This window comes from Hymenobacter cellulosivorans, assembly GCF_022919135.1.
Taxonomy (GTDB): Bacteria; Bacteroidota; Bacteroidia; order Cytophagales; family Hymenobacteraceae; genus Hymenobacter; species Hymenobacter cellulosivorans.
The window spans coordinates 1,398,646-1,418,958 of sequence record NZ_CP095049.1 but is presented as its reverse complement, the minus strand read 5'-3'; the positions used below and the strand labels follow the sequence as shown (position 1 = coordinate 1,418,958).

At 55.8% G+C, this 20,313-nt stretch carries 23 protein-coding genes; 10 read left to right on the top strand and 13 right to left on the bottom strand.

Going from position 1 to position 20,313, the window contains the following annotated elements; translation table 11 throughout:
• Nucleotides 1–43: 43 nt before the first annotated feature.
• Both MUN80_RS06095 and MUN80_RS06090 read left to right on the top strand, forming a co-directional pair.
• Nucleotides 44–352, top strand: coding sequence for a hypothetical protein (locus tag MUN80_RS06095; RefSeq protein ID WP_244720992.1), 309 nt, complete (start codon nt 44–46; stop codon nt 350–352).
• 12 nt (nt 353–364) lie between these two features.
• Nucleotides 365–1,330: a hypothetical protein gene (locus MUN80_RS06090; RefSeq protein ID WP_244720990.1), complete on the top strand. Its 966-nt coding sequence runs from the start codon at nt 365–367 to the stop codon at nt 1,328–1,330.
• A 651-nt stretch (nt 1,331–1,981) separates the two neighbouring features.
• On the opposite strand, the gene ettA is transcribed toward MUN80_RS06090, so the two are convergent.
• Entirely contained in the window at nt 1,982–3,646 is a 1,665-nt protein-coding gene (ettA, locus tag MUN80_RS06085) for an energy-dependent translational throttle protein EttA (protein WP_244720987.1), read from the bottom strand.
• 508 nt (nt 3,647–4,154) lie between these two features.
• Here ettA and MUN80_RS06080 point away from each other — a divergent pair.
• The 3 genes from MUN80_RS06080 (at nt 4,155) to MUN80_RS06070 (ending at nt 6,627) form a co-directional block, all read left to right on the top strand.
• Nucleotides 4,155–5,468 carry a DUF349 domain-containing protein gene (locus tag MUN80_RS06080; protein WP_244720968.1) on the top strand — a complete coding sequence of 438 codons (1,314 nt, stop codon included), beginning with the start codon at nt 4,155–4,157 and terminating at the stop codon, nt 5,466–5,468.
• Nucleotides 5,469–5,602: 134 nt separating this feature from the next.
• The gene (locus MUN80_RS06075; RefSeq protein ID WP_019948259.1) at nt 5,603–5,824 is read left to right on the top strand and encodes a DUF2795 domain-containing protein; all 222 of its coding nucleotides are present in this window, start codon (nt 5,603–5,605) and stop codon (nt 5,822–5,824) included.
• 53 nt (nt 5,825–5,877) lie between these two features.
• Nucleotides 5,878–6,627 carry an ABC transporter ATP-binding protein gene (locus MUN80_RS06070; RefSeq protein ID WP_244720965.1) on the top strand — a complete coding sequence of 250 codons (750 nt, stop codon included), beginning with the start codon at nt 5,878–5,880 and terminating at the stop codon, nt 6,625–6,627.
• A 13-nt stretch (nt 6,628–6,640) separates the two neighbouring features.
• Here the strand turns inward: MUN80_RS06070 and MUN80_RS06065 are convergent, their stop codons facing one another.
• The 11 genes from MUN80_RS06065 to MUN80_RS06015 form a co-directional block, all read right to left on the bottom strand.
• Nucleotides 6,641–6,793, bottom strand: a complete 153-nt coding sequence (locus MUN80_RS06065) for a hypothetical protein (protein ID WP_244720962.1) — start codon at nt 6,791–6,793, stop codon at nt 6,641–6,643.
• A 30-nt stretch (nt 6,794–6,823) separates the two neighbouring features.
• On the bottom strand, nt 6,824–7,114 hold the full coding sequence (locus MUN80_RS06060; RefSeq protein ID WP_244720960.1) for a glutamyl-tRNA reductase: 291 nt from the start codon (nt 7,112–7,114) through the stop codon (nt 6,824–6,826).
• Nucleotides 7,115–7,318: 204 nt separating this feature from the next.
• Complete coding sequence (locus MUN80_RS06055; RefSeq protein ID WP_244720958.1) at nt 7,319–7,822, bottom strand: group I truncated hemoglobin; 504 nt, start codon at nt 7,820–7,822, stop codon at nt 7,319–7,321.
• A gap of 59 nt (nt 7,823–7,881) precedes the next feature.
• The gene (locus MUN80_RS06050; RefSeq protein WP_244720956.1) at nt 7,882–8,310 is read right to left on the bottom strand and encodes a hypothetical protein; all 429 of its coding nucleotides are present in this window, start codon (nt 8,308–8,310) and stop codon (nt 7,882–7,884) included.
• Between the two features lie 20 nt (nt 8,311–8,330).
• On the bottom strand, nt 8,331–9,203 hold the full coding sequence (locus MUN80_RS06045; RefSeq protein ID WP_244720954.1) for a DUF5777 family beta-barrel protein: 873 nt from the start codon (nt 9,201–9,203) through the stop codon (nt 8,331–8,333).
• Nucleotides 9,204–9,265: 62 nt separating this feature from the next.
• Nucleotides 9,266–9,853: a YceI family protein gene (locus MUN80_RS06040; protein WP_244720953.1), complete on the bottom strand. Its 588-nt coding sequence runs from the start codon at nt 9,851–9,853 to the stop codon at nt 9,266–9,268.
• Nucleotides 9,854–9,940: 87 nt separating this feature from the next.
• Nucleotides 9,941–10,330 carry a cytochrome c family protein gene (locus MUN80_RS06035; RefSeq protein ID WP_244720952.1) on the bottom strand — a complete coding sequence of 130 codons (390 nt, stop codon included), beginning with the start codon at nt 10,328–10,330 and terminating at the stop codon, nt 9,941–9,943.
• 354 nt (nt 10,331–10,684) lie between these two features.
• The gene (locus MUN80_RS06030; protein WP_244720951.1) at nt 10,685–11,116 is read right to left on the bottom strand and encodes a carboxypeptidase-like regulatory domain-containing protein; all 432 of its coding nucleotides are present in this window, start codon (nt 11,114–11,116) and stop codon (nt 10,685–10,687) included.
• Nucleotides 11,117–11,615: 499 nt separating this feature from the next.
• Nucleotides 11,616–12,782: a lycopene cyclase family protein gene (locus MUN80_RS06025; protein WP_244720950.1), complete on the bottom strand. Its 1,167-nt coding sequence runs from the start codon at nt 12,780–12,782 to the stop codon at nt 11,616–11,618.
• Between the two features lie 149 nt (nt 12,783–12,931).
• The gene (locus MUN80_RS06020; RefSeq protein ID WP_244720949.1) at nt 12,932–13,645 is read right to left on the bottom strand and encodes an LOG family protein; all 714 of its coding nucleotides are present in this window, start codon (nt 13,643–13,645) and stop codon (nt 12,932–12,934) included.
• Nucleotides 13,646–14,002: 357 nt separating this feature from the next.
• Nucleotides 14,003–15,262: an ABC transporter permease gene (locus MUN80_RS06015; RefSeq protein WP_244720947.1), complete on the bottom strand. Its 1,260-nt coding sequence runs from the start codon at nt 15,260–15,262 to the stop codon at nt 14,003–14,005.
• Between the two features lie 201 nt (nt 15,263–15,463).
• Here MUN80_RS06015 and queA point away from each other — a divergent pair, with 201 nt between their 5' ends.
• The 3 genes from queA (at nt 15,464) to MUN80_RS06000 (ending at nt 18,208) form a co-directional block, all read left to right on the top strand.
• Nucleotides 15,464–16,513 (top strand): tRNA preQ1(34) S-adenosylmethionine ribosyltransferase-isomerase QueA, encoded by a 1,050-nt coding sequence (queA, locus tag MUN80_RS06010; RefSeq protein ID WP_244720945.1) that lies wholly within the window; start codon nt 15,464–15,466, stop codon nt 16,511–16,513.
• Between the two features lie 248 nt (nt 16,514–16,761).
• Complete coding sequence (locus MUN80_RS06005; protein WP_311136276.1) at nt 16,762–17,355, top strand: IspD/TarI family cytidylyltransferase; 594 nt, start codon at nt 16,762–16,764, stop codon at nt 17,353–17,355.
• 73 nt (nt 17,356–17,428) lie between these two features.
• A complete protein-coding gene (locus MUN80_RS06000; RefSeq protein ID WP_244720933.1) occupies nt 17,429–18,208 on the top strand; it encodes an enoyl-CoA hydratase-related protein in 780 nt (259 codons plus the stop codon).
• Between the two features lie 133 nt (nt 18,209–18,341).
• On the opposite strand, the gene MUN80_RS05995 is transcribed toward MUN80_RS06000, so the two are convergent.
• Nucleotides 18,342–19,199, bottom strand: coding sequence for a hypothetical protein (locus tag MUN80_RS05995; RefSeq protein ID WP_244720931.1), 858 nt, complete (start codon nt 19,197–19,199; stop codon nt 18,342–18,344).
• 211 nt (nt 19,200–19,410) lie between these two features.
• Here MUN80_RS05995 and MUN80_RS05990 point away from each other — a divergent pair, with 211 nt between their 5' ends.
• Together MUN80_RS05990 and MUN80_RS05985 are read left to right on the top strand one after the other, a co-directional pair.
• Nucleotides 19,411–19,974 (top strand): DUF4142 domain-containing protein, encoded by a 564-nt coding sequence (locus MUN80_RS05990; protein WP_244720929.1) that lies wholly within the window; start codon nt 19,411–19,413, stop codon nt 19,972–19,974.
• 44 nt (nt 19,975–20,018) lie between these two features.
• The gene (locus MUN80_RS05985) at nt 20,019–20,252 is read left to right on the top strand and encodes a hypothetical protein (RefSeq protein ID WP_244720926.1); all 234 of its coding nucleotides are present in this window, start codon (nt 20,019–20,021) and stop codon (nt 20,250–20,252) included.
• Nucleotides 20,253–20,313 lie beyond the last annotated feature (61 nt).

The window sequence follows — 20,313 nt, the reverse complement described above, 5'->3', positions numbered from 1 at the left end:
CCGGTTGCTATCCATCACATTCATCTTCAAATGAAACACACTTATGGCAGCACTTACCATTGAATTGGAAGGGGAAGGCACCATTGACAACGCCTCCATTTACCTGGAAGATCCGAGCGAAACTATTGAACATAAACTTGACCCAACTACTGACACTAAATGGTCTAAAAAGGTCACTCTGCCGGTTGACGACACGCTTGATTATTCACTGTATGTCGTCGCATTCAGTGGAACAAGATTTAAATGCACGATAACGCGAAATGACGATGGAAGAAGCATTGAAATAAGTGGCATAACAGGAGCCAAAATAAAAAGCAGAGCAAATATTAAAGGAAGTAAGAATTTTAAATAAAACAGCCGAAGTATGAAAAAGCTTGCTTGTTTATGTTTCGCTCTTTGTTTTGCTGCTCACAGTAGTTATGCTCAGACATCTATCTTTGAAGACAGCAAAGGAGAATCGTCAATTAAGGCTTTTAAAAATAGCATTACTGTCAATACTGCCGACCCTAATATAGCGCTGGACTTTAACACATTTCAGCGTCGATCAACTACACCTAAGTCAAAGGCTGGCTATGACAAGTTTGAACGATTAGGTATTTTAGCCAAGCTAAAAGCTAACGAAGGTGTATCAGCCCTTAAGAATGAGGATGGCTTCTTAGTAGATGGCCAGCTGGGCTTGTATTATGGCTTAAAAAACAGCTTGCCAGCACCCATCAAAACAGACGAAGAGGGGGAAGCATACGAAACCTATTTTTCTGCGAATATTTCTTTAGACAGATCAGAGGTATATGATTTGACCCGTACTAAAGATGTAGTATACGCCAAGAGCTCTACCGGCTGGAAAGCAGAGATCGGTAGGTTTGGCTACGTAGGCAACCTACTTTATGGAGTAGGAGCGAATTTTGGGTACAGTAACAACATTGAAGAATTATCAACTAAAAGCATCTTTCTGAACTCCACTTCTCTTAATGGTAATACAGCCGTCAAATCCAAAACGGCTTTCGATATTACTGAGTATAAAAAGAATCTATTCAACAGCAACTTGAATGGAGACATAGCACTACTCCTGAATCGGCAAGCAGCAGCCGACAGCAGCAGCGAAACACCTCCCATTTTTGCGGCCTTGCACTTCAGGGCCAATTATCTTGATAGCTATAAAGTCCGGCTTAATCCGGCTGCGGGTATTTATTTGGCAAAGAAAGGAGCTCCACGTAACGTTGTAGCAGGTCTAAATTTCCAGATTCTGGACCTGCTGAATTCGCAGAACGAAGAAAGCAGTGCATGGGATAGACTAAGCATAAGCCTAAATGCTGGATTTCAAATAAAGTAGCATGTGCAAACCTTAGCATACTCAATGAGCCTCAACAAGCCCTCAGACTTATATCAGCAGTCCGCCGAAGTGCTACCGGATGAGCTTGAAGTAGGACTTCATCACAGAACCTAAGCGGTTCGGTCCAACCCCAAAAAAGCCCATCCCAATTCCTAGAGTACTCTAAGAATTGGGATGGGCTTTTCGCGCCGTAACCGCAGTACTGGCGGTAGTACTACTCCAAAGGATGAGCAGCAGGTTACGTGAACTATCCACCCTCGTTAGTGCATAGGAAGCAGTATAACGCGTTTTGTTAGACGGCAGCGGTATACTACACAATACAATCGAAAAGACACCGTATAACACACCCACTGCAAGTAGAAATTTGTAGGTCGCCTGCAACTCCCATCCAGGTAGGTTGCTTCTAATCCCTATTCTGCTTGTCAGCTTCTGTCATTGCCTTAATTCCCGATTCCAAAAAGCAGTATAAATCCTATAAACTGAGACGGACAAGACAGCTTGAAGCTTCCTTTTCTAAGACCAATTTCTCGAAAAGCTGCAGCCAGATAATAAAACGCAAAACAGCCATCTGGCTAGAGAAGCGCGCTTCTCTAGCCAGATGGCTGTTCATCTAATAAGCAAAAGCAGATTTGATTATCAGATCAATGCTACTTACCCCAGGCTCTTATACCGAACCCGCTTGGGCTCGACATCCCCCAGGCGCTTCTTTTTGGCTTCCTCATAATCCGAGAAGTTGCCCTCGAACCACACTACCTGCGAGTCGCCCTCGAAGGCCAGGATGTGGGTGGCCAGGCGGTCCAGGAACCACCGGTCGTGACTGATGATAACGGCACAGCCGGCGAAGTTCTCCAGCGCATCTTCCAGGGCCCGGATGGCATTCACGTCCAGGTCGTTGGTGGGTTCGTCGAGCAGCAGCAGGTTGGCGCCCTGCTTCAGGGTGGTGGCCAGGTGCACCCGGTTCCGCTCCCCGCCCGAAAGGCTGCCTACTTTCTTTTCCTGGTCGCCGCCGCGGAAGTTGAAGTTGCTTACGTAGGCCCGGGCATTCACTGGCCGGCCGGCCAGCAGCATAGTTTCGGTGCCGCCCGAAATGGTTTCGAATACTGACTTGTTGGGCTCCAGCGTGTCGTGCTGCTGGTCTACGTAAGCCGTCTGCACCGTGGGGCCCACTTCGAAGGTGCCGGCGTCGGGCTGCATCTGGCCCGTGATGAGGCGGAACAAGGTGGTCTTACCCGCGCCGTTGGGCCCGATGATGCCCACGATACCGCCCTGGGGCAACTGGAAGCTCAGGTTTTCGAACAATAACTTATTGCCAAACGCCTTGGTCAGCCCCTCGGCCTCGATTACCTGGGAACCCAGGCGCGGACCGTCCGGGATGAAGAGTTCGAGCTTCTGCTCTTTCTCCTTGGCGTCCTCGTTCACCATTTTGTCGTAGCTGGCGAGGCGGGCTTTGCTCTTGGCCTGCCGGGCTTTGGGGGCCATACGTACCCACTCCAGCTCCCGCTGCAGAGTTTTGTGGCGCTTGCTCTCGGTCTTCTCCTCCTGAGCCAGGCGGTTCGACTTCTGCTCCAGCCACGAAGAGTAGTTGCCTTTCCACGGAATACCTTCGCCGCGGTCCAGCTCCAGAATCCAGCCGGCCACGTTGTCGAGGAAGTACCGGTCGTGGGTTACGGCAATGACGGTGCCTTTATACTGCTGCAAGTGCTGCTCCAGCCACAGCACGCTCTCGGCGTCGAGGTGGTTGGTGGGTTCGTCGAGCAAAAGCACGTCGGGTTCCTGCAACAAGAGGCGGCACAACGCTACCCGGCGCTTTTCCCCGCCTGAGAGGTTACCGATGATGGCGTCGGCGTCGGGGGTGCGCAGGGCGTCCATGGCCCGCTCCAGCTTGGAGTCCAGGTTCCAGGCATCGAGCTGATCGAGGCGCTCCTGCACAGTACCCTGGCGCTCCAGCAGCTTGTCGAAGTCGGCATCCTCGGCTCCAAAGGCCTCGTTGATTTCGTCGAATTCCTTGAGCAAGGCCACGGTTTCGGCGGTACCTTCCTGCACTACTTCCAGCACCGTCTTGGTGGGGTCGAGCTGGGGTTCCTGTTCCAGGTAGCCCACCGTGTAGCCCGGCGACCAAACCACTTCGCCCTGAAACTGCTTGTCGACGCCGGCAATGACTTTGAGCAGGCTGGACTTACCTGAGCCGTTGAGGCCGAGCACCCCGATTTTGGCCCCGTAGAAAAACGAGAGGTAAATATTTTTGAGAACTGTTTTTTGCGGCGGGTAGACTTTGGTCACGCCGGCCATCGAAAAGATAATCGTCTGGTCGCTCATGGAAGGAAGTTGGAAGTAGTAGGGCCTCAGGGCCCTTAGGTAAACGTACGAAGAGAGGGGCACTTGCCCAAGCAGCCGGCCGCTACCCGCAGGCCGGGTCCGGCGGCCGAATTTAGGGCGTAAAAAATGTCAAACGATGGCGCCGGAAATGTTAAACAGTTGGGTATTTGGTAATACTCGATATTTTGCGGGCTCATTGAGGTACCCTAACCTGTTCTGTTTGCCGTGGCTGCATTCCTTAGTAGCCGGCGGCGCATTACCATGAATGTCATAACCGTGCAGGCTGCCAGTGCGTAGCCTACCATTCAAGAGCAGCTCTGCGGTTCGGCTTCTCTGGCCGCCGAAGCGTTCAGGTTTGCTCGCCAAAGGTAGGCAGCCCGGCGTAAGATTCCGCCGATTAGCCGGCCGCCGGTAAAAAACCGATGGAACTGTTAGGCATGCCGTAAATCTTGTACATATTTCCGCTCTGAACCCCCACTTCACCCTATTCGCCCTGCGTTATTAGTTTATGGAACCACAAGACCACTTACTGGCCGAAGCTCGCCGTTATGGCTACATCGAGGGCGACCAGGTGTGGCTACGACCCGTTATGGATTTGCCGGCCCGGCAAATCGGCCTGGTAAAAGACACGGAGGAAGCTGCGCTGCTGTATTTCACCCAACGTTTCGAGAACTTCCGCGCCAAAGTCGACGAGCTCCTGCACAAGATGGAGGAGTCCGAGAATAAGGGCTCTTTCCTGATGAAGGCCCTGCACCTGAAAGAGCAAACCGCCACCTACGACGGCCTTGGCGACTTCGAAAGCCTGCACCGCCGCCTCACTGAGGCCGAGGAGAATATTAAGGTGACCATTGCCCGCAACCGGGAAAAAAACCTGGCCACCAAAATCAGCCTGATTCAGGAAACCGAAGCCCTGCGCGACACCATCGACTGGCAGGCCGCCGGCGACAAGCTCAAGGACCTGCGCCAAGCCTGGATCAAGACCGGCCCGGTAGATAAGCAGATTACCGAGGAGTTGGAAAACCGCTTCCGCGACGCGGTAGAAGAATTCTTCGTCAAGAAAAAGGACTTCATGGCCCAGAAAAAGGCCATGACCAACCGCGTCTTCGACAAGTACAAGGAGCTCATCCATAAGTCGGAAGCCCTGCAAAACTCCGACGACTTCGAAGGCACCACTGCCAAGCTGAAGCAGCTGCAGCAGGAGTGGAAAGAAGTTGGGGGCTCGTTGCCGCGCAAACAGGCCAATGAGCTCTGGACTCGCTTCCGGGCGGCCCACAACCACTTCTTCGAGCGCCTAAAAGAGCACATCAGCACCAAGCGCGTCGACACCGTGACGGCCGGCGGCAGTGGCCCCGACGACAACCTGAGCCGCAAGCGCGCCCTAGTTGCCGAAGCTGATGCCCTGCTCAACCGCCCTATGAACGAGGCCGTAGCCCGCGCCAAAGAGCTGCAGGCCGCCTGGAAAAAGGTGGGTCCCGTGCGCGGCGAGGAATCGGACCGGGTGTGGGAAGCCTTCATCCTGGCCTGCGACAAGGTGTTTGAAATGAGCGCCTTGGAGCACTTTATCCGTAAGCGCCAGGCGGGCAGCCCCGAGGTTCTATCCAAGGAAGACCAGGTCAATACCCGGATCCAGGCCCTGCGCGACTTTATCAAGTCGGACCAGCAGGAGCGCGTGACGCTGGAGGAAAATCTGGGCAAGCTCAGCGACTCGCCCGGCAACGACACGTTCCGAACCATGCTGCAGGGCAAAGTGCGCGCCTTTGACCGCAAAATCCGGACGAAAACTGAGCTCATCGAAATCTTACGGCGCCGCTTGGTTGCGTAGCCCAACATTCGGCGGTATTTTACGTTGTCCTGCTGAAGCAACCATCCACCCCGGGCCGTGTCATGCAAGTAGGCGGCTCACCGATTCCTTTTTAACACTACTTTTGCCAACCTTTTTTTGTAGCACACACGACTATGTATTGGACCCTCGAACTGGCTTCGTATCTGGAAGATGCCCCCTGGCCTGCCACCAAGGATGAACTCATTGACTACTCTATCCGCTCGGGCGCCCCGATGGAAGTAGTAGAGAACCTGCAGGCCTTGGAAGATGATGGCCAACCTTACGAGAACATCGAAGAAGTGTGGCCGGATTACCCGACCAAAGAAGACTTCATGTTCAACGAGGACGAATACTAAGAAAGAAGAACTCAGAACTTAGCTTCTAGAACCCAGACTACTTCTCCGTTCTGATGTCTCAGTTCTCAGCTCTAACGATTGAAAATCTGGTTGCGGGGTACGAACAGCGCGTTCTGCTCCGCAACCTTTTTTTGTGCCTGCCCAAGCCGGCCTTCGTGGCCATCATCGGGCACAACGGCTGCGGCAAAACCACGCTGTTCCGGGCCCTCACCGGTCAGATTTCCTACCAAGGCACCGTGCAGGTAGCCGGCCAGGACTTGCGCCAGGTGCGCCGCCCCGCCGCTACGGGCTTGCTGGCTCACCTACCCCAGCGCAGCTCAGTAGGCTTCCCGATTGAAGTGCGCGAACTGGTCGTGATGGGCCGTTTTCGGCACCACAGCTTTCTGAGTTCTTATAGCAAACAGGATTATGAGTTGGCCGAAGCTGCTCTGCAGCGCGTGGGGGCTGCTCACCTTTCCCACCGCGACTTTACCCAACTCTCGGGTGGGGAGCAGCAGCTGGTGTGGCTGGCCCAGCTGGCTTTGCAGGATGCGGGCCTTTACCTGCTCGACGAGCCCACCCAGCAGCTCGACGTGTACTATCGCCGCCGCATCTTCGACTTGCTGCACGAGTGGGTTACGCAGGCCGGCAAGACCATTCTCTGTATCACCCACGACCTCGACAACCTGGCCGTGCTGCCCGGCTATCTGCTGAACCTTTCCCGCCCCGAGCCGCAGCTTCAGGCTCTGTCGCCAGCCGTAGTGCAGGCCGAGCGGGAGTTTCTGGAAAGTGAGGAAAGCTTGGTTGGGTATGCCATCCGATAACGCCGCATGAGTGTTACAAGCGACAGTCGGGTAAAAGCTGGGTGGGTGAAGAGGTGGCTTGGTCGAACTTGGATAGTAGCAGTTGCCAGCCCGCGTCGGCATCCGTCTGCTCCGGATAGTGCTCCGCTGCCTGCCGCATCAGCTCATCAAATTTCTCGGTATCCATGGCGGCAGCTTGCACCCGGCCGGCTGTCCCTTAGGCAGTGGCAGCCGGGTGGTCTTTCAGATCAAATAGCTCCGTAAGAGAGTCCATTAACGGGCCGGTTTCGCCCCGGCAGCAGGCGGCCTGCAACTGCAGCAAGGGCTGCCTGAGCACCCTTTGCAGCAAGGACTTGGTCATTTCTTCCAGCAGGCCGGTTTCTTCGGGCTTGAGCTTTTTGCCGTAGCGCCGCATTTCTTCCTGCCGCAACTGTTCCAGTGCGTTTTCCAGCTTCTGAGCCGTTGCCGAGAACTCCATTTCGCTATTTCTCTCACGCAAATCTTCCATGCTTTCGGTACTGATGGCGCACAACCCGCGGTATAGCCTTTCGGCGGCGCTGTAAGGTTGTGGAAGCCTTGCGTTGAATAGAATTCGAGAACTGTAGTAGCTCAATACTGCTTGCCAGGGGCACGCTACGCATACCTACGTGGGCAGGTACTTTTACCCATACTTGGCCCGACACATGCCGGGGCCAAGGTGGGCAAAGTCGGTTTAGTGGCCTACCACGTCACCTTCCATCTTGTCGACAATGGCGTACACCGCTGCTTTATCGGACTCCGACACGCCGTTCGAAGCCAAGGAGGCTTCGAGCTGCTTGTGCCACACGCTGAACTCCAGGGCCGTCACGTTCATGCCGGTGTGGGCCACGAGCATGCTTTTGCCTTTGTAGGTCAATGGGCCGCCGGTGGCTTCTCCCAACTGGTCAATAAAGTTGTTGCGCAGGCGCTGCAGGCGGGTCGGGTCGGTGGGAGACTGGCCGTTTATGCCATTCACCGCGTCGAGCATGGGCTTGTGCGAGCGGAGCATAACCGAATTCGCCGTCGTCGTTTCGGCACCTACGTTGGCAATCAGGCCATCGACGATTTTGGCAATGCCTTCGGTTTTACCCAACCGGTCGTACAGCGTGGGAGCCGCCGCCTCGGTTTCATCTTTGCCGCAGGAGCCGAGCACAAACGTGCCGGCCAACAGGCTAGCCAGGAGTAAGGTGTTTTTCATCAGGTGTTATAAATGGGTATAAAGGGTTGGAAAAGGCAGAATTGGCCCAGGCCGGCAGCCTACAACGACACGAACAGCCGGCGCAGATTCAGGGCAAACCGGACCCGCTCCAGGGCTAGCACATACCCCGGCGGCACCGGGCACTGCCGTTCCGCGGGGTCGGGGGCCACTGTAGGCAAGGGCCTCAGCCCGAGCTGCTGGCTCAGTTCATCGGCCGTAAGCTCATCGGGATGATACGCCACGGTTAACAGCTGCTTATCGGGGCGCAGAGCGCAGGCCGTTACGCCGGGCAGGGCCTGGGTGCGGGCCTGAAGCCGCTCAGCGGCCGGTCCGGGGCGCAGATCTGGGGCGCTTAGGGTAATGAATTCGGTTGTCGGTGCGTACTCGTGCAGACTGGGCTCGGTCCAGCTACCCCAAACCAATAGCGCAAGCAAAGCCAACACACCTACTTTCCACGCCCGGGGGCGCAAAAGGTGCTGCAGTTTCATAACCAGAAAAGAAGGATAGATTAAATCTGGGGCCGAACCGTGAAGTTGCGGGCCACCGTGAAGCCGAAATACAGGTCGCCGGAGAAAAACTTGCCGGTGGTTTCGGGCACAAAGAACTTCTCGGTCATGCCCAGCGAGTTGGTCACGTGCAGCTGAAAGACGTGTCCACCGGTTTCCAGGTCGACGCCTAACCCCAGAGCATTGCGGAAATTGGAAGCCGTATTTCCCGGAAACAGATAGTAGTAGTCGGCCGTCAGGGCCGTGCGCTTGGTAATCTTCTGGCGCAGAGCCCCGCCCAGGGCATACACATCGTTTTCCTCGGGGGCCGTGGCCACGTAGTTGCGGTGAATAAGGGTCGGCATGAGTTGTATCGACAACTCGGGGCTGAACTTGCGCGCAATCAGAGCCTGGTACGCGTATGTCATCCGCGAAGCAGTCGTCCGTTGCTGGTCAGGCGAGGCGTTAAACTTCAGCGTGTTAATGGCCGTGGAGGCAAAAAGCGTCACCGAAACCGGCATAGCCCGCGCCCCGGTCGACTGCTGAATGGCCCGGTACTTCACGAACCCGTCGTACGTTTTTTCCTGGGAGCTGCGGCCCACACCGACTGCTAAGCGGCTGGTCAGTCCGTACTCGAAGCTCAAACGCAGCACGGCTTGGTCGAGGCCAAAGAAGTTGTAGGCTCCGCTGTTCAGCGTACCGAAGCGGTGCTGAATCAAAAAGGCCATTGTGCCCTTCCCAGGGTTTTCTACCGACTGCGAATTGATGATGTGCGTGCCTTTGAAAGTAGCCGCCACTACCTCGCGCTTCTGCGGATCAACTGTCTCTTTCTCAAGCTGCCCCAGCAGGTCGGTCTGAGCGTGTGCTACCGGCGCCAATAGCAGGAGAACTGCCAAACCAAAGAAAAAAGAACCCGTGCGTTGAAGTGTTGTCATATGGGTAACCCCGTGTTAGAAAATTAGTTAGGAGAAGCTGAGCGCGAAACGGGAGCGGCCGAGCCGCTCACCGGGTCCCCAATCAGAATCACCCGGATGCTTACTATTTTGGCAATGTTCTCGCGCACCAGCAGCGGAATTTCAATCCCGTAATCGGCCGGCGCCACGCTAAACAAGGCGAAGGCCTGGAGCTGACCGTTTTTCATTTCCAGTGTGCCGGGCACCGTGACATGATGCGTCACGCCGTGCAGGGTTAAGTCGCCTTCCGCTTTCACTTGGTGAGCTCCCGCCGTACCCAGAACAGTCCCATCGAGACCGACAAAATGGCCCGTAAAGGTGGCCCGCGGGTATTTGCCCGATTCCATGTAGTTCTCGTTGAAGTGCTCCTGCATCAGGGTGCGCTTGAACGTGAAATCTTTAATCGGCACCGAAAAAGCTAACTGACTGGTATTAAGGTCAATGACTGCCGCCGTTGCGTTGTTAATAGCCTCAATATCCTCAATGATGCTGGTTGAGAAAAAGGTAACCCGGCCCGTCTTGGTCATGAATTTGCCTTGCCCAAAGCTGGCCGGAGCGGCCGCTAAAAGCAACGGAATAAGCACTAAGGACACGAGCCTCTTCATGGAAAGGGGGCATAAGCAGCGAGAAGGAATTGAGTCGGGCGGGGCAGTAGGCGGTACTCCGCAGGTAGCCACGCGCTAGTTGTTGGGCTGGCCAGCTTCAATCCAAGCCTTGATCTTGGCTATGTCGCAAGGGGAAATCTTAGCAAGCCCCTTGGGCATAGGATTATACCCGGGCTGGTGCTGAATGCAGCCCAGAATAAGCGAAGCCGACTGATTCTTGATTCCCTGGTAGGTGCTGTAGTCGTTACCGCCACCCAACTGCTGGTATACTCCACTGCCATGACAAGCCCGGCAGTTGGCATCGAAAATGGGAGAAATAACGGCCTGGTAGGTTACGGGCGTCGTGTCAGTACACGGGCTGGGCTCCTCCCCTTTGGTATAGGTACAGGCAGTGGCAAAGGCAAGAAAAAGTAGGACGGCCCCGGCAAAAGCCCGGGTCGGCAACGAGGGTATACGTGTATCCATTAGGCGAAAGGGAGGTCAGAGCAGACCTAGCTGCTCAATAATTAGGACAAAACCAACAAATGATTTTGAACTCCGAAATGTAGAATGAATAATCTGCTTCATTTATTACTATTCGGCGAAAGTGAGGAATCACTCGTTAAAGGGAACTTATCCCTCTTTAGAAGAAAACCGGTTTTTTGAGGCGGAATGCAAGGAATTTGCTACTGTCGAGCTGCATTTCGGCCTTGGCTGATGATATATCATCAAAATAGAGCCAGGGCTATATTAATTGCATTAATCGAACCTTGTAGTAAACTCGCTCATTTATTGGCGTTAAGCTTACCTCGGATTATTACCAAATCCAGCATATAGAAGCTACTGCCGGTAGGCATCGCCATAGCGTACTATCTGGCCCGCCTTTTTACCGCTTCGCTTGATTCGCACGGTTGGGTCGCGCTCCAACACGATGTCAGGCAGCTTGCAGGTAGTCAGCGTGATGAGGGAAGGCAAGTATCCGGCGGCTTCTACGGCCACTATCTGCTTTTGAGAAACAGGTGCCGTAATCTCGAAATTGCCCTTTTCATCGGTGATGTAGGCATTAGAGGTCCCTTTCAGGAACAACGTGGCACCAATGACCGGCAAACCATTGACATCCGTTACCTGCCCGGCCAGGGGCTGGCAATTCAGCCGGGTGGAGGCTTCAGCACCGAAATCCTTATCAGCATCGGTGCTGACCAAGGTCTGGGCCAGAGCACTTGGTCCAGCAAACAACAAGGCAAAGCCTACCAGCGCGGAAACGTGCAGCATACAAAAGGTAATTAGGGTTTATAAACTCCGACGCGGTGAAATCACGCGTCTTCTTTATCGGAAGGGACTGCTAGGACGAAAATCTGCATTTCGTTCACCAGGCAGGTAAAACGCTACTTATTCTTCAGCAACCTGCTTTTCAGGCAAATACCCCTCAAGCAAGTAATCATACGTAAGCGGCAGGGCTTATGGATTTGCAATTAGTGACTACTCCGTAAGGTCATCACAAAAGCTATATCCTGGCTGCATGCTTACGCTACGCGGGTTGTTTTGTTTAAGTTTAGTAGACAAAACTTTAAACAGAATGTTTTGCAAAGAGTATTTACCAACAGTTAAAGCTCAACAATTACTTGTAATAAACCACTTATAAACAGCACTATACCAGCCACCACATTTTGTATCCAAGGCTGATTTATTTTTGCCTGAATAGCAAAAAAGATAAGTACCTGTGCTGATTTTACCATCGACAGGCGCTGCTCACACTGCCCTGGGGGCTACCCTACCGTTGGCCCGGCCGACCGCGCAATACGTGCCAGATAGATTGCAAAAATGGCCAGGGCGTCACAGAATTCATGATGCGGAAGTTGTCGTGCCACCCCGTCTGCTCATCCAAGAAACTCAGGATTCGCTCGACGGGGTTGCGTTGGAACAACTCCGTGAAAATGTCGCGGGTCAGTTCACCGCGGCGTTTCATAATGTCCAGCAGCAGCGTATCGAAGAGGTGGAATTGGGGCTGGTCGCCAGTAAGGTTTTGGGGCGGCTGGCCGGTGGCAGCCAGGGCTTGTACCAATCGGGCACTATGCTCCTGAATCCGCATGAAGGCATAGCCCGTGCTGGGTTTGGCCCGCCCGGCGCGGGTGCCCAGGTTGATAATGTGCGGGCCGGCCTGAGCAGACAAGCGGTGGTCAGTCATGGGAATAGCCCCAACTTCTTCACTGAGCCGGCGGTAAGAGGCCAGCCCTAGTGTGGTGCGCAGGTAGTCATCAAGGGCTGCTTCGTATTCAGCCTTGGGCAACAGCTCTTCGGAAAATAGCGTGTACTCAACCAGCGCCTTACGCGGACCGAATGGCAGCACGTAAATAAACCGGGCTTCCTGCTGCTGCGGCCCCCGAAAGTCCATGAACTCAGCCGTGGTGGGGTCGAATACGTCGTGCTCGGTCTCGACCTCCCACCCCACGAAGTGTTGCAACAGATACCGGTGTTTCTCGGGCTGTTTGGCCAGCTGCGGCGGCCGACTATCGAAGGCGTAGCGGGCCGTATAGGTACCGGCCGTAGTAGTGGCCGTAACGCCCTCTGGAGTGTTTGTTAGGGTTTCAACCGATGCTTGGACAAAGGTAAACTGCGGATTCTGGGCCAGCTCAGCCCGTACAAACCGGTAGAAGTCCAGCCCCCGAATCATCTTGTAGCGGTAGCGCTGTAGCTTAAATATCTGCTCGAAGGTGGGACTCCGAAATGCCAGCTGCGGCCACTCGTGCGCCACAATTGAGTCGAAGAGGGTGGGCGCAGCGGTCCAGAACGACCAGGTTCGGTCATTTTGGTCTTTAGCGGCCGGCTCTATTAACACTACACGCTGATTGCGCAGCCGGGGCTCTCGGCTGATGTGGTAAGCCAGGCTCAGGCCCGCGGCGCCGCCTCCGGCGAGTAAGTAGTCAAAGTCTGGCTTCACGCAGTAAAGAAAGCAGCCCGGTTCGAAATTGTTGCCGCCGGTCGGTACTTCCCTCCTTTCTGGGTCGCAACCACGGGAGCTAGCCCGAACAGTCAAGCATAAAAAAAGCCGGACCTGAGTCCGGCTTTCTTCGCGGTATTATTGCAGGCCTAGAAGTTAGGCGACAACAGGTACTTGGAGTAGAAGTCGTCGATGATTTTTACGGCCGAAGCCGCATCGTCTACGAGCTGCACCAGGTCCATATCTTCAGGCGAGATGTTGTGCTCGTCTTCCAGCATAGCTGTCCGAATCCAGTCGAACATGCCCTGCCAGTACTTGGTACCCACCAGCACGATGGGGAAGCGGCCGATTTTCTTGGTCTGAATCAGGGTAATAGCTTCGAAGAGCTCGTCGAGGGTGCCGAAGCCGCCGGGCATGCCGATGAAGCCCTGGGCATACTTGACGAACATCACCTTGCGCACGAAGAAGTAGTCGAAGTTGATGATCTTATCCGAGTCGATGTAGATGTTGTGGAACTGCTCGAAGGGCAGCTCAATATTCAACCCTACCGACTTACCACCTTCGGCCCGGGCGCCTTTGTTACCGGCTTCCATGATGCCGGGGCCGCCGCCAGTGATAACGCCGTAGCCGTGTCGCACCAGCTTGGAGGCAATTTCCTCGGCCATCTGGTAGTACGGGTTGTCGGGCTTGGTACGGGCCGAGCCGAAGATCGAAACGCAGGGACCAATCTTGGACATCTTCTCGAAGCCTTCCACGAACTCGGCCATCACCTTAAAGATCTGCCAGGAGTCAGCAATCTTGATTTCATTCCAGTCCTTGTCGACAAATGCCTTACGGATGCGCTGCTCGTCGTCGAGCTGCACCGTGCGCTCCCGTGCGTCTGCTCCCGGATGTCACTGATGCTAGTGACCTTGTTGTCGTTTACGTTGGGCTGAACAATGGTTTGGCCGCTGCCCGCGTTGAGGGCCTCGTCGGAAGCTTTGGTCCGACTGGTTTTTTTGAGTTTCGTCATGGCTACACATGGGAATTGCAGGGTCAGCCGGAGGCAACGACGTTGCCCGTAGCGGTACAGCTGACCCGCTAGTGAAAAAAATTAAAGAGAGTGGAGGGCAAAAGAAAGCCGCCCCGCGGAAACAGGGCGACTAAAAATTGGGGCGTGCAAGTTAACAATTTGTTAACAATAGCCTAACCCGCTGCTTCAGAATACCCTGCCTAGTGACTTATTTGGAACGGATGGCGTCCACGGGGTCCAGGTTAGACGCCATTACGGCCGGCACAATTCCGGCCAACATTCCAATTACCACCGACACCGTAAGCCCCAGCGCAATATTGCCCGCCGATAAGAACAACGGTAGCGAATCCTGCGGTATCATCGTGATGAGGAATACCAGAAAGATGCCAGCCGCGCCGCCAATTAAGCACAGAAAAACGGCTTCGAAAAGAAACTGAAACAGAATAAAGAAGTTCTTGGCCCCCAACGACTTCTGAATCCCGATAATATTGGTGCGCTCCTTCACCGACACGAACATGATGTTGGCGATGCCGAAACCACCCACCAGCATGGCAAACGAGCCGATGACGGCACCGGCAATGCCAATGATGGAAAAGAGCTGAGTAATAGCGTTGGCCAGCATTTCGGGACGGTTCAGGGCGAAGTTGTCTTCCTGCCGCGGCTTGAGGCCCCGGATGTTGCGCATCACGCCCTGCAGCTCATACTCCAGGTCGAGCAGGCCGGGGTCATCGTCGGAGCCCTTGATGGCAATGGTGGGCGTCACGCCGGTCATGCCGCCGGTATTCAGGGCAAACATTTTGGTAAACATCCCAAAGGGAATCAGGCAGTTGGTGTCGTTGCTGGGCGTATCGAGCAGCTTCTTACCTTCCTTCTGCATTACCCCGATAACCACGAACTTACGGCCCTTGGCGCTGAACTCCCGGCCCAGAGCATTCCCGTTTGGGAAAAGGTTTTCGGCGATGGTAGCCCCGATAATGGCCACGTTGCGCGACGCATCTACTTCCTGCGAGGTGAAGTAGCGACCTTCGGCAATGGGCACGTCGGATACTTTGCGGTAGTCGAAGCTGACACCCTGCAGGGCGCAGTCGGCCACGCTGTTGCTGCCAGACTTGAGCACACTGCCGCCCACGGCTCCGAAAATAGCGACGCCTTTGTTGTTAGGGCCCAGGTTCTTCTGTAACTCCCGGAACTCGCGCACCGTGGGCACGGGCCGGTTGAAGTATTTCCACCACGGATATTCGCCCCCAAAGGACCAGGGCCATTTGCCCACATAAATCACCTTGTCGCCCACGAAGCTCATGCTTTTGCGCACGTTGGCTTCGAGCGAGTCGACGACGGCAAACACGGCAATAATGGCGAAGATACCCACCGTAACGCCGAGCAGGGACAGAACCGTGCGTAGCAGATTGGATTTGAGGGCTTGCCACGCGAAGCGGAAGCTTTCCAGAGTCAGGCGCAGCGTTTTCATAAAGGGAATCTGGATATAGTAAAATAGCGGGTGTGGCGTTCTGATAGCGCGGAGCTAGAGCGAAGGGAGCAAGCACTTCACGCTCGGCTGGTTCACCCTCTCACCTTTTCGGGCGAAAAGTAACGATTTATCCGGCCATTGTACGTACTTTTGCCAACCCAAAATTTTGTTAGATTCCCCTCCTATTGCCTTTGTTAGCCCATGAAACTGTCCGAGTTCAAATTTGACTTGCCTGAAAACCTGTTGGCGCAACATCCGGCCAAAACTCGTGATGAATCTCGCCTGATGGTTCTGCACCGGGACAGCGGCAAGATTGAGCACCGCGTGTTCAAGGAAATCATTGAGTATTTCTCTGATGGTGACGTGTTCGTGCTGAACGACACCCAGGTGTTTCCGGCGCGTCTCTACGGCAACAAGGAAAAGACCGGCGCTAAAATCGAGGTGTTCCTGCTGCGTGAGCTCAATAAGGAAATCCACCTGTGGGACGTGCTCGTCGACCCCGCCCGTAAGATTCGGGTTGGCAACAAGCTCTACTTCGGCGAAAGCGACATGGTGGCCGAGGTAATCGACAACACCACTTCGCGCGGCCGCACGATTAAGTTTCTGTTCGACGGCTCCGACGAGGAGTTTTACAAGGCCCTGAATGACCTGGGTGAAACGCCCCTGCCCCGAGAGGTAATCACCCGCGACGCCGAGCCCGCCGACAAGGAGCGCTACCAGACTATCTACGCCAAGCACAAAGGAGCCGTAGCCGCTCCTTCGGCTGGTCTGCACTTCACCCGCGAGGTAATGAAGCGCCTGGAAATCAAAGGCGTTGATGTAGTACCGGTAACCCTGCACGTGGGTCTGGGCACTTTCCGCCCCGTGGACGTGGAAGATCTGACCAAGCACAAAATGGACTCGGAAAACTTCATCGTGCCGGCTGAGTCGGCGGTGGTAGTAAACCGCGCCCTGGACGCCAAGAAGCGTGTATGCGCCGTGGGTACTACCACGATGCGCGCCCTGGAGTCGTCGGTATCGGCGCACAGCCGCCTGAAGGAAAATCAGGGCTGGACCGACAAGTTCATCTTCCCGCCCCACGAGTTCAAGATTGCCAACGCGCTGCTGACCAACTTCCACATGCCCGAAAGCACCCTGATGATGATGGCCTCCGCTTTTGCCGGCCACGAATTCCTCATCGAGGCGTACCAGACGGCCATTAAGGAGAAGTACAAGTTCTTCACCTACGGTGATGCCATGCTGATTCTGTAGGCGGCAAAGGTTGCCACTAACCGGTTGCGCCGGAGTCATTCTCGTAATGGCTCCGGCGTTTCTTTTGGGCAAAGAAGTACCTTCGGGCCACGCTTGGGCCTTTTTCCTCTCATGACCTTGACTTCCGCTTCTCCCGTTTCTTCTTCCTCTGCGGCCGTGCCGCGCTACGCCATTTTGGTGGCGGGCGGCAGCGGCTCGCGCATGGGTGCCGACCGGCCCAAGCAGTTTCTCAACCTGCTCGGGCCCCGGTGCTGCTACACACCCTGCGCCGCTTCATGGACCCCGCCGTGCAGATTGCCGAGTGCATCGTGGTGCTGCCCGCCGAGCAGTTTGCCACTTGGGAACAGCTTTGCGCCGAACATCAGGTGACTATCCCGCACCGGGTGGTGGCCGGCGGCGAAACCCGCTGGGCATCGGTGCGCAACGGGCTGGCCGAGCTCAAGCAGTTTCCGGCCGGCATTGTAGCGGTGCACGACGGAGTACGGCCCCTGGTATCGGCGGCAGTGCTGGAGCAGACGTTTGGGGCGGCGGCTCAGCACGGCGCGGCCGTAGCGGCGGTAGCACCCAAAGACTCGGTGCGTGGCCTGGCCCAGCAGGGCTCCTACGCCCTGGACCGCAGCCGCCTGCGCCTGGTACAGACCCCGCAGTGCTTCGAGCTGAACCTGCTGCGCCGGGCCTACCAGCTGCCCGAGCTACCGACCTTTACCGACGACGCCAGCGTGGTGGAAGACCTGCAGCCCATCTACCTAGTGCCCGGCGACTACCGCAATTTGAAAATCACGACGCCCGAAGATTTGATTGTGGCCGAGGCCTTGTTGCGGGCCGAGCAGAGCAGCCAGTAGCTCTATGGCCGCAGATTTGCCGGCTTCGACGTACTTTTCGGCTTCCCAGTCTTTTCCACCCGAACTCCTTACTATGTATACCTGCCTGCTTTACGACGTCCAGAACGGCATTGCTACCATTACCCTGAACCGCCCCGAGGTGTTCAACGCCTTCAATAACCCACAGAGCTATGAGCTACAGGATGCCTTGCAGCGCGTAACCGAAGACGCTTCGGTGCGGGTGGTGGTGCTGACCGGGGCCGGCCGGGCGTTCTGCTCGGGGCAGGACCTGAAGGCTACCCAGGACGAGGCCAATTTTTCCTTTGCCGAAACCCTGCACAAGCGCTACAACCCCATTATCCGGGCCATGTGCAACCTGCCCAAGCCCATCATCGGGCGGCTCAACGGCGTAGCGGCCGGAGCTGGCTGCTCGTTGGCCCTAGCCTGCGACGTGCTGGTGGCGTCGTCGGAAGCTTCCCTGATTGAGGTATTTATCAACATTGGACTGGTGCCAGATTCGGGTTCATCCTACTTTCTGCCCCGGCTGGTAGGCACGCTCAAGGCCTTTGAGCTCTGCACCCTGGGCTCGAAGGTCACGGCGGAGGAAGCTCTGCGACTGGGTTTGGTAAACCAGGTAGTGGCGCCGGCCGAGCTGGATGCCGCGGTGGCAACCCTGGCTGCCCGCTATGCCTCGGCGCCTACCAAATCCATTGGCCTGATCAAGCTCATGCTCAACAAGGCTGGCACCGCTACGCTGGATGAAATGCTCGACTACGAGGCCGATTGCCAACAAGCAGCCGGCGAATCGGCGGACTACCGGGAAGGCGTGGCGGCTTTCACCGAAAAGCGCAAACCCACGTTCCGGGGCGAATAAACTGTAGAACCCCTACAGCCGGGCTGCTGGTTCAGCCTAAGCATAACCCGATAAAAGAAAAGCGGCCCGGATACCGGGCCGCTTTTGCTGGTACATGCCGATGGCGGCAAGTAAGACTGAACCATAACTCTGGTTACCGGAGGCGAATTGTGCGCGTCACGCCATTTACCGTCACGCTGGCAATATTGTCGCATGCCTCGGAGCCGGTCGGGTCGTAATTCAGCACCAGGCTTTTGCCTTTGGAGTTGCTGATATTCACGGTGCCCGCCGTGAAGTGCCGGGCGCAGCCCAGGGCAAAGCTTTTCACCAGTGGCTGCTGAATCTGGGCGGTGTAGCCCACGCCTTTCCGGTTGGTGCCGCTGGCCTGCCCGCTAACCTGGTACTTATCGTCCTGGATGGTGGTCGTGCCGAAGCCGGCCGTGCGGGTATAGGTACGCTGCGAGGTCCAGCTGTGGGTACCATCGGGGGTAATGATGCTGGCGTTCTGCACGTCGAGGGTGAACGAGCCGCTGCCCAGGCTGGTAAACACGCGGGTGCCGGTGTGCTGCTTGTCGTTGACGAAGTAATTGACCAACGATACCGTGGCCGACGCCCCGGCCTGCACCACTCCATTGAGGCGGTACGGCCCACCAAATACGACGATAATCTTGCCCCGGCGGGTTTTGCCGTTCGGACACAGGCAGTTCGTGGAGCCAAAGTCAATGGTCAGGGTGCGGGTTTCGGCATTATAGGTACGCGTGGCACAGGTGCCCCATACCCGGGCTGCGTCGGCCGGCTCCCGTACCGGCCCATTGGAAAGCTTTTCATTATCAGGCCCCCCTACTTCGATGATGTCGCCAATGGCGGCGTTTTCGTCCTCCGCATTGCCACTGTCTTCCGCCGACTCCAGGTTTTCCGGGGCGGCGTCGTTGTCTTTGTTGCAAGCCGTGAAGCAAAGCAGGCCGCTGGTAAGCACAGCGAAGCCTAATAAACGAAGCGGAACAGTAGCCATGAGTGGGAGGGTTGAAGAAGTGAGGGTTAAGAACTGGTTTTGTAGCCGTTAGAAGCCGAAACGTACGGGTAGTTTAACCGGGCGGCAACTTTTTTTTCAGGACACGGAACTATTTCAAACTGAACCACTCAGCAGGTAGGCCGTATAGAATAGCCGCGCTGTTTCTTTCACTTATCCAGCTTTGTTCCTGATGCCGTATTCCCGTCGAATTATGCCCCTGCTGCTGCCCGTGCTACTGGCGGCCTGCTCTCCTGATTCGAGTAAGAAAGACCCGGTAGCAGAGGCGCAGTTTCAGAACGAGAAGCGCATCGGCGACGAGAACGTGACCGAAAAGCAAGAGCGTGACGCCGAATTTGTGGTAAATGCCGCCAGCGACGGAATGCTGGAAGTGGAGCTAGGTAAGCTGGCCCAGCAGAAAGCAACCAATCCCGCCGTCAAGACCTTTGGCCAGCACATGGTGGAGCAACACAGCGAAGCCAATAATGCCCTAAAGGCCCTGGCCGGCCGCAAAAGCCTGGTATTGCCCGCCAGTCTGGGCCAGGAGCAGCAGGAAACCTACAGCAAGCTAGCTGCCCTAACCGGCACTGAGTTCGACAAGCAGTACATGGCCAGCATGGTCAAGGACCACAAGCGCGACGCAGACGAGTTCGAGGACATGAGCGAGGATGCCTACGACGGCGACATTCGCGGCTTCGCGGCCAAGTATGCGCCCGTGCTGAAAGAACACCTGGACATGGCTGAGAAGCTCAACGACCAGATAGAAGAATTGCCTTAATACCCCCTATTGCACCTTTTTATCAACCACTTCAACCTACACCAATGAAAATCCGCTTTTTCTCCTTGCTGGCCCTTGGGGCTGTGCTTTCTTTCTCTAGCTGCAACAACGCCGAAAAGCGCACCGACGGTACGGCCGGCGAAGCCGTGAGCGACATGGACAAAGCTGCCGACGAAGGCGGCGTGCAAGCTGATGCCACAGTAATCGACAACGACGCCGGCGCTACGGTAAACGCTGACGGCGACTCGGCCGCCGCCGCTACCCCTCCGGCCGAGTAACGGCCCGTCTCTGTACCCAAACTGCCCTGGATACCTCTTACCCCTTTTTCCTACCAACCAA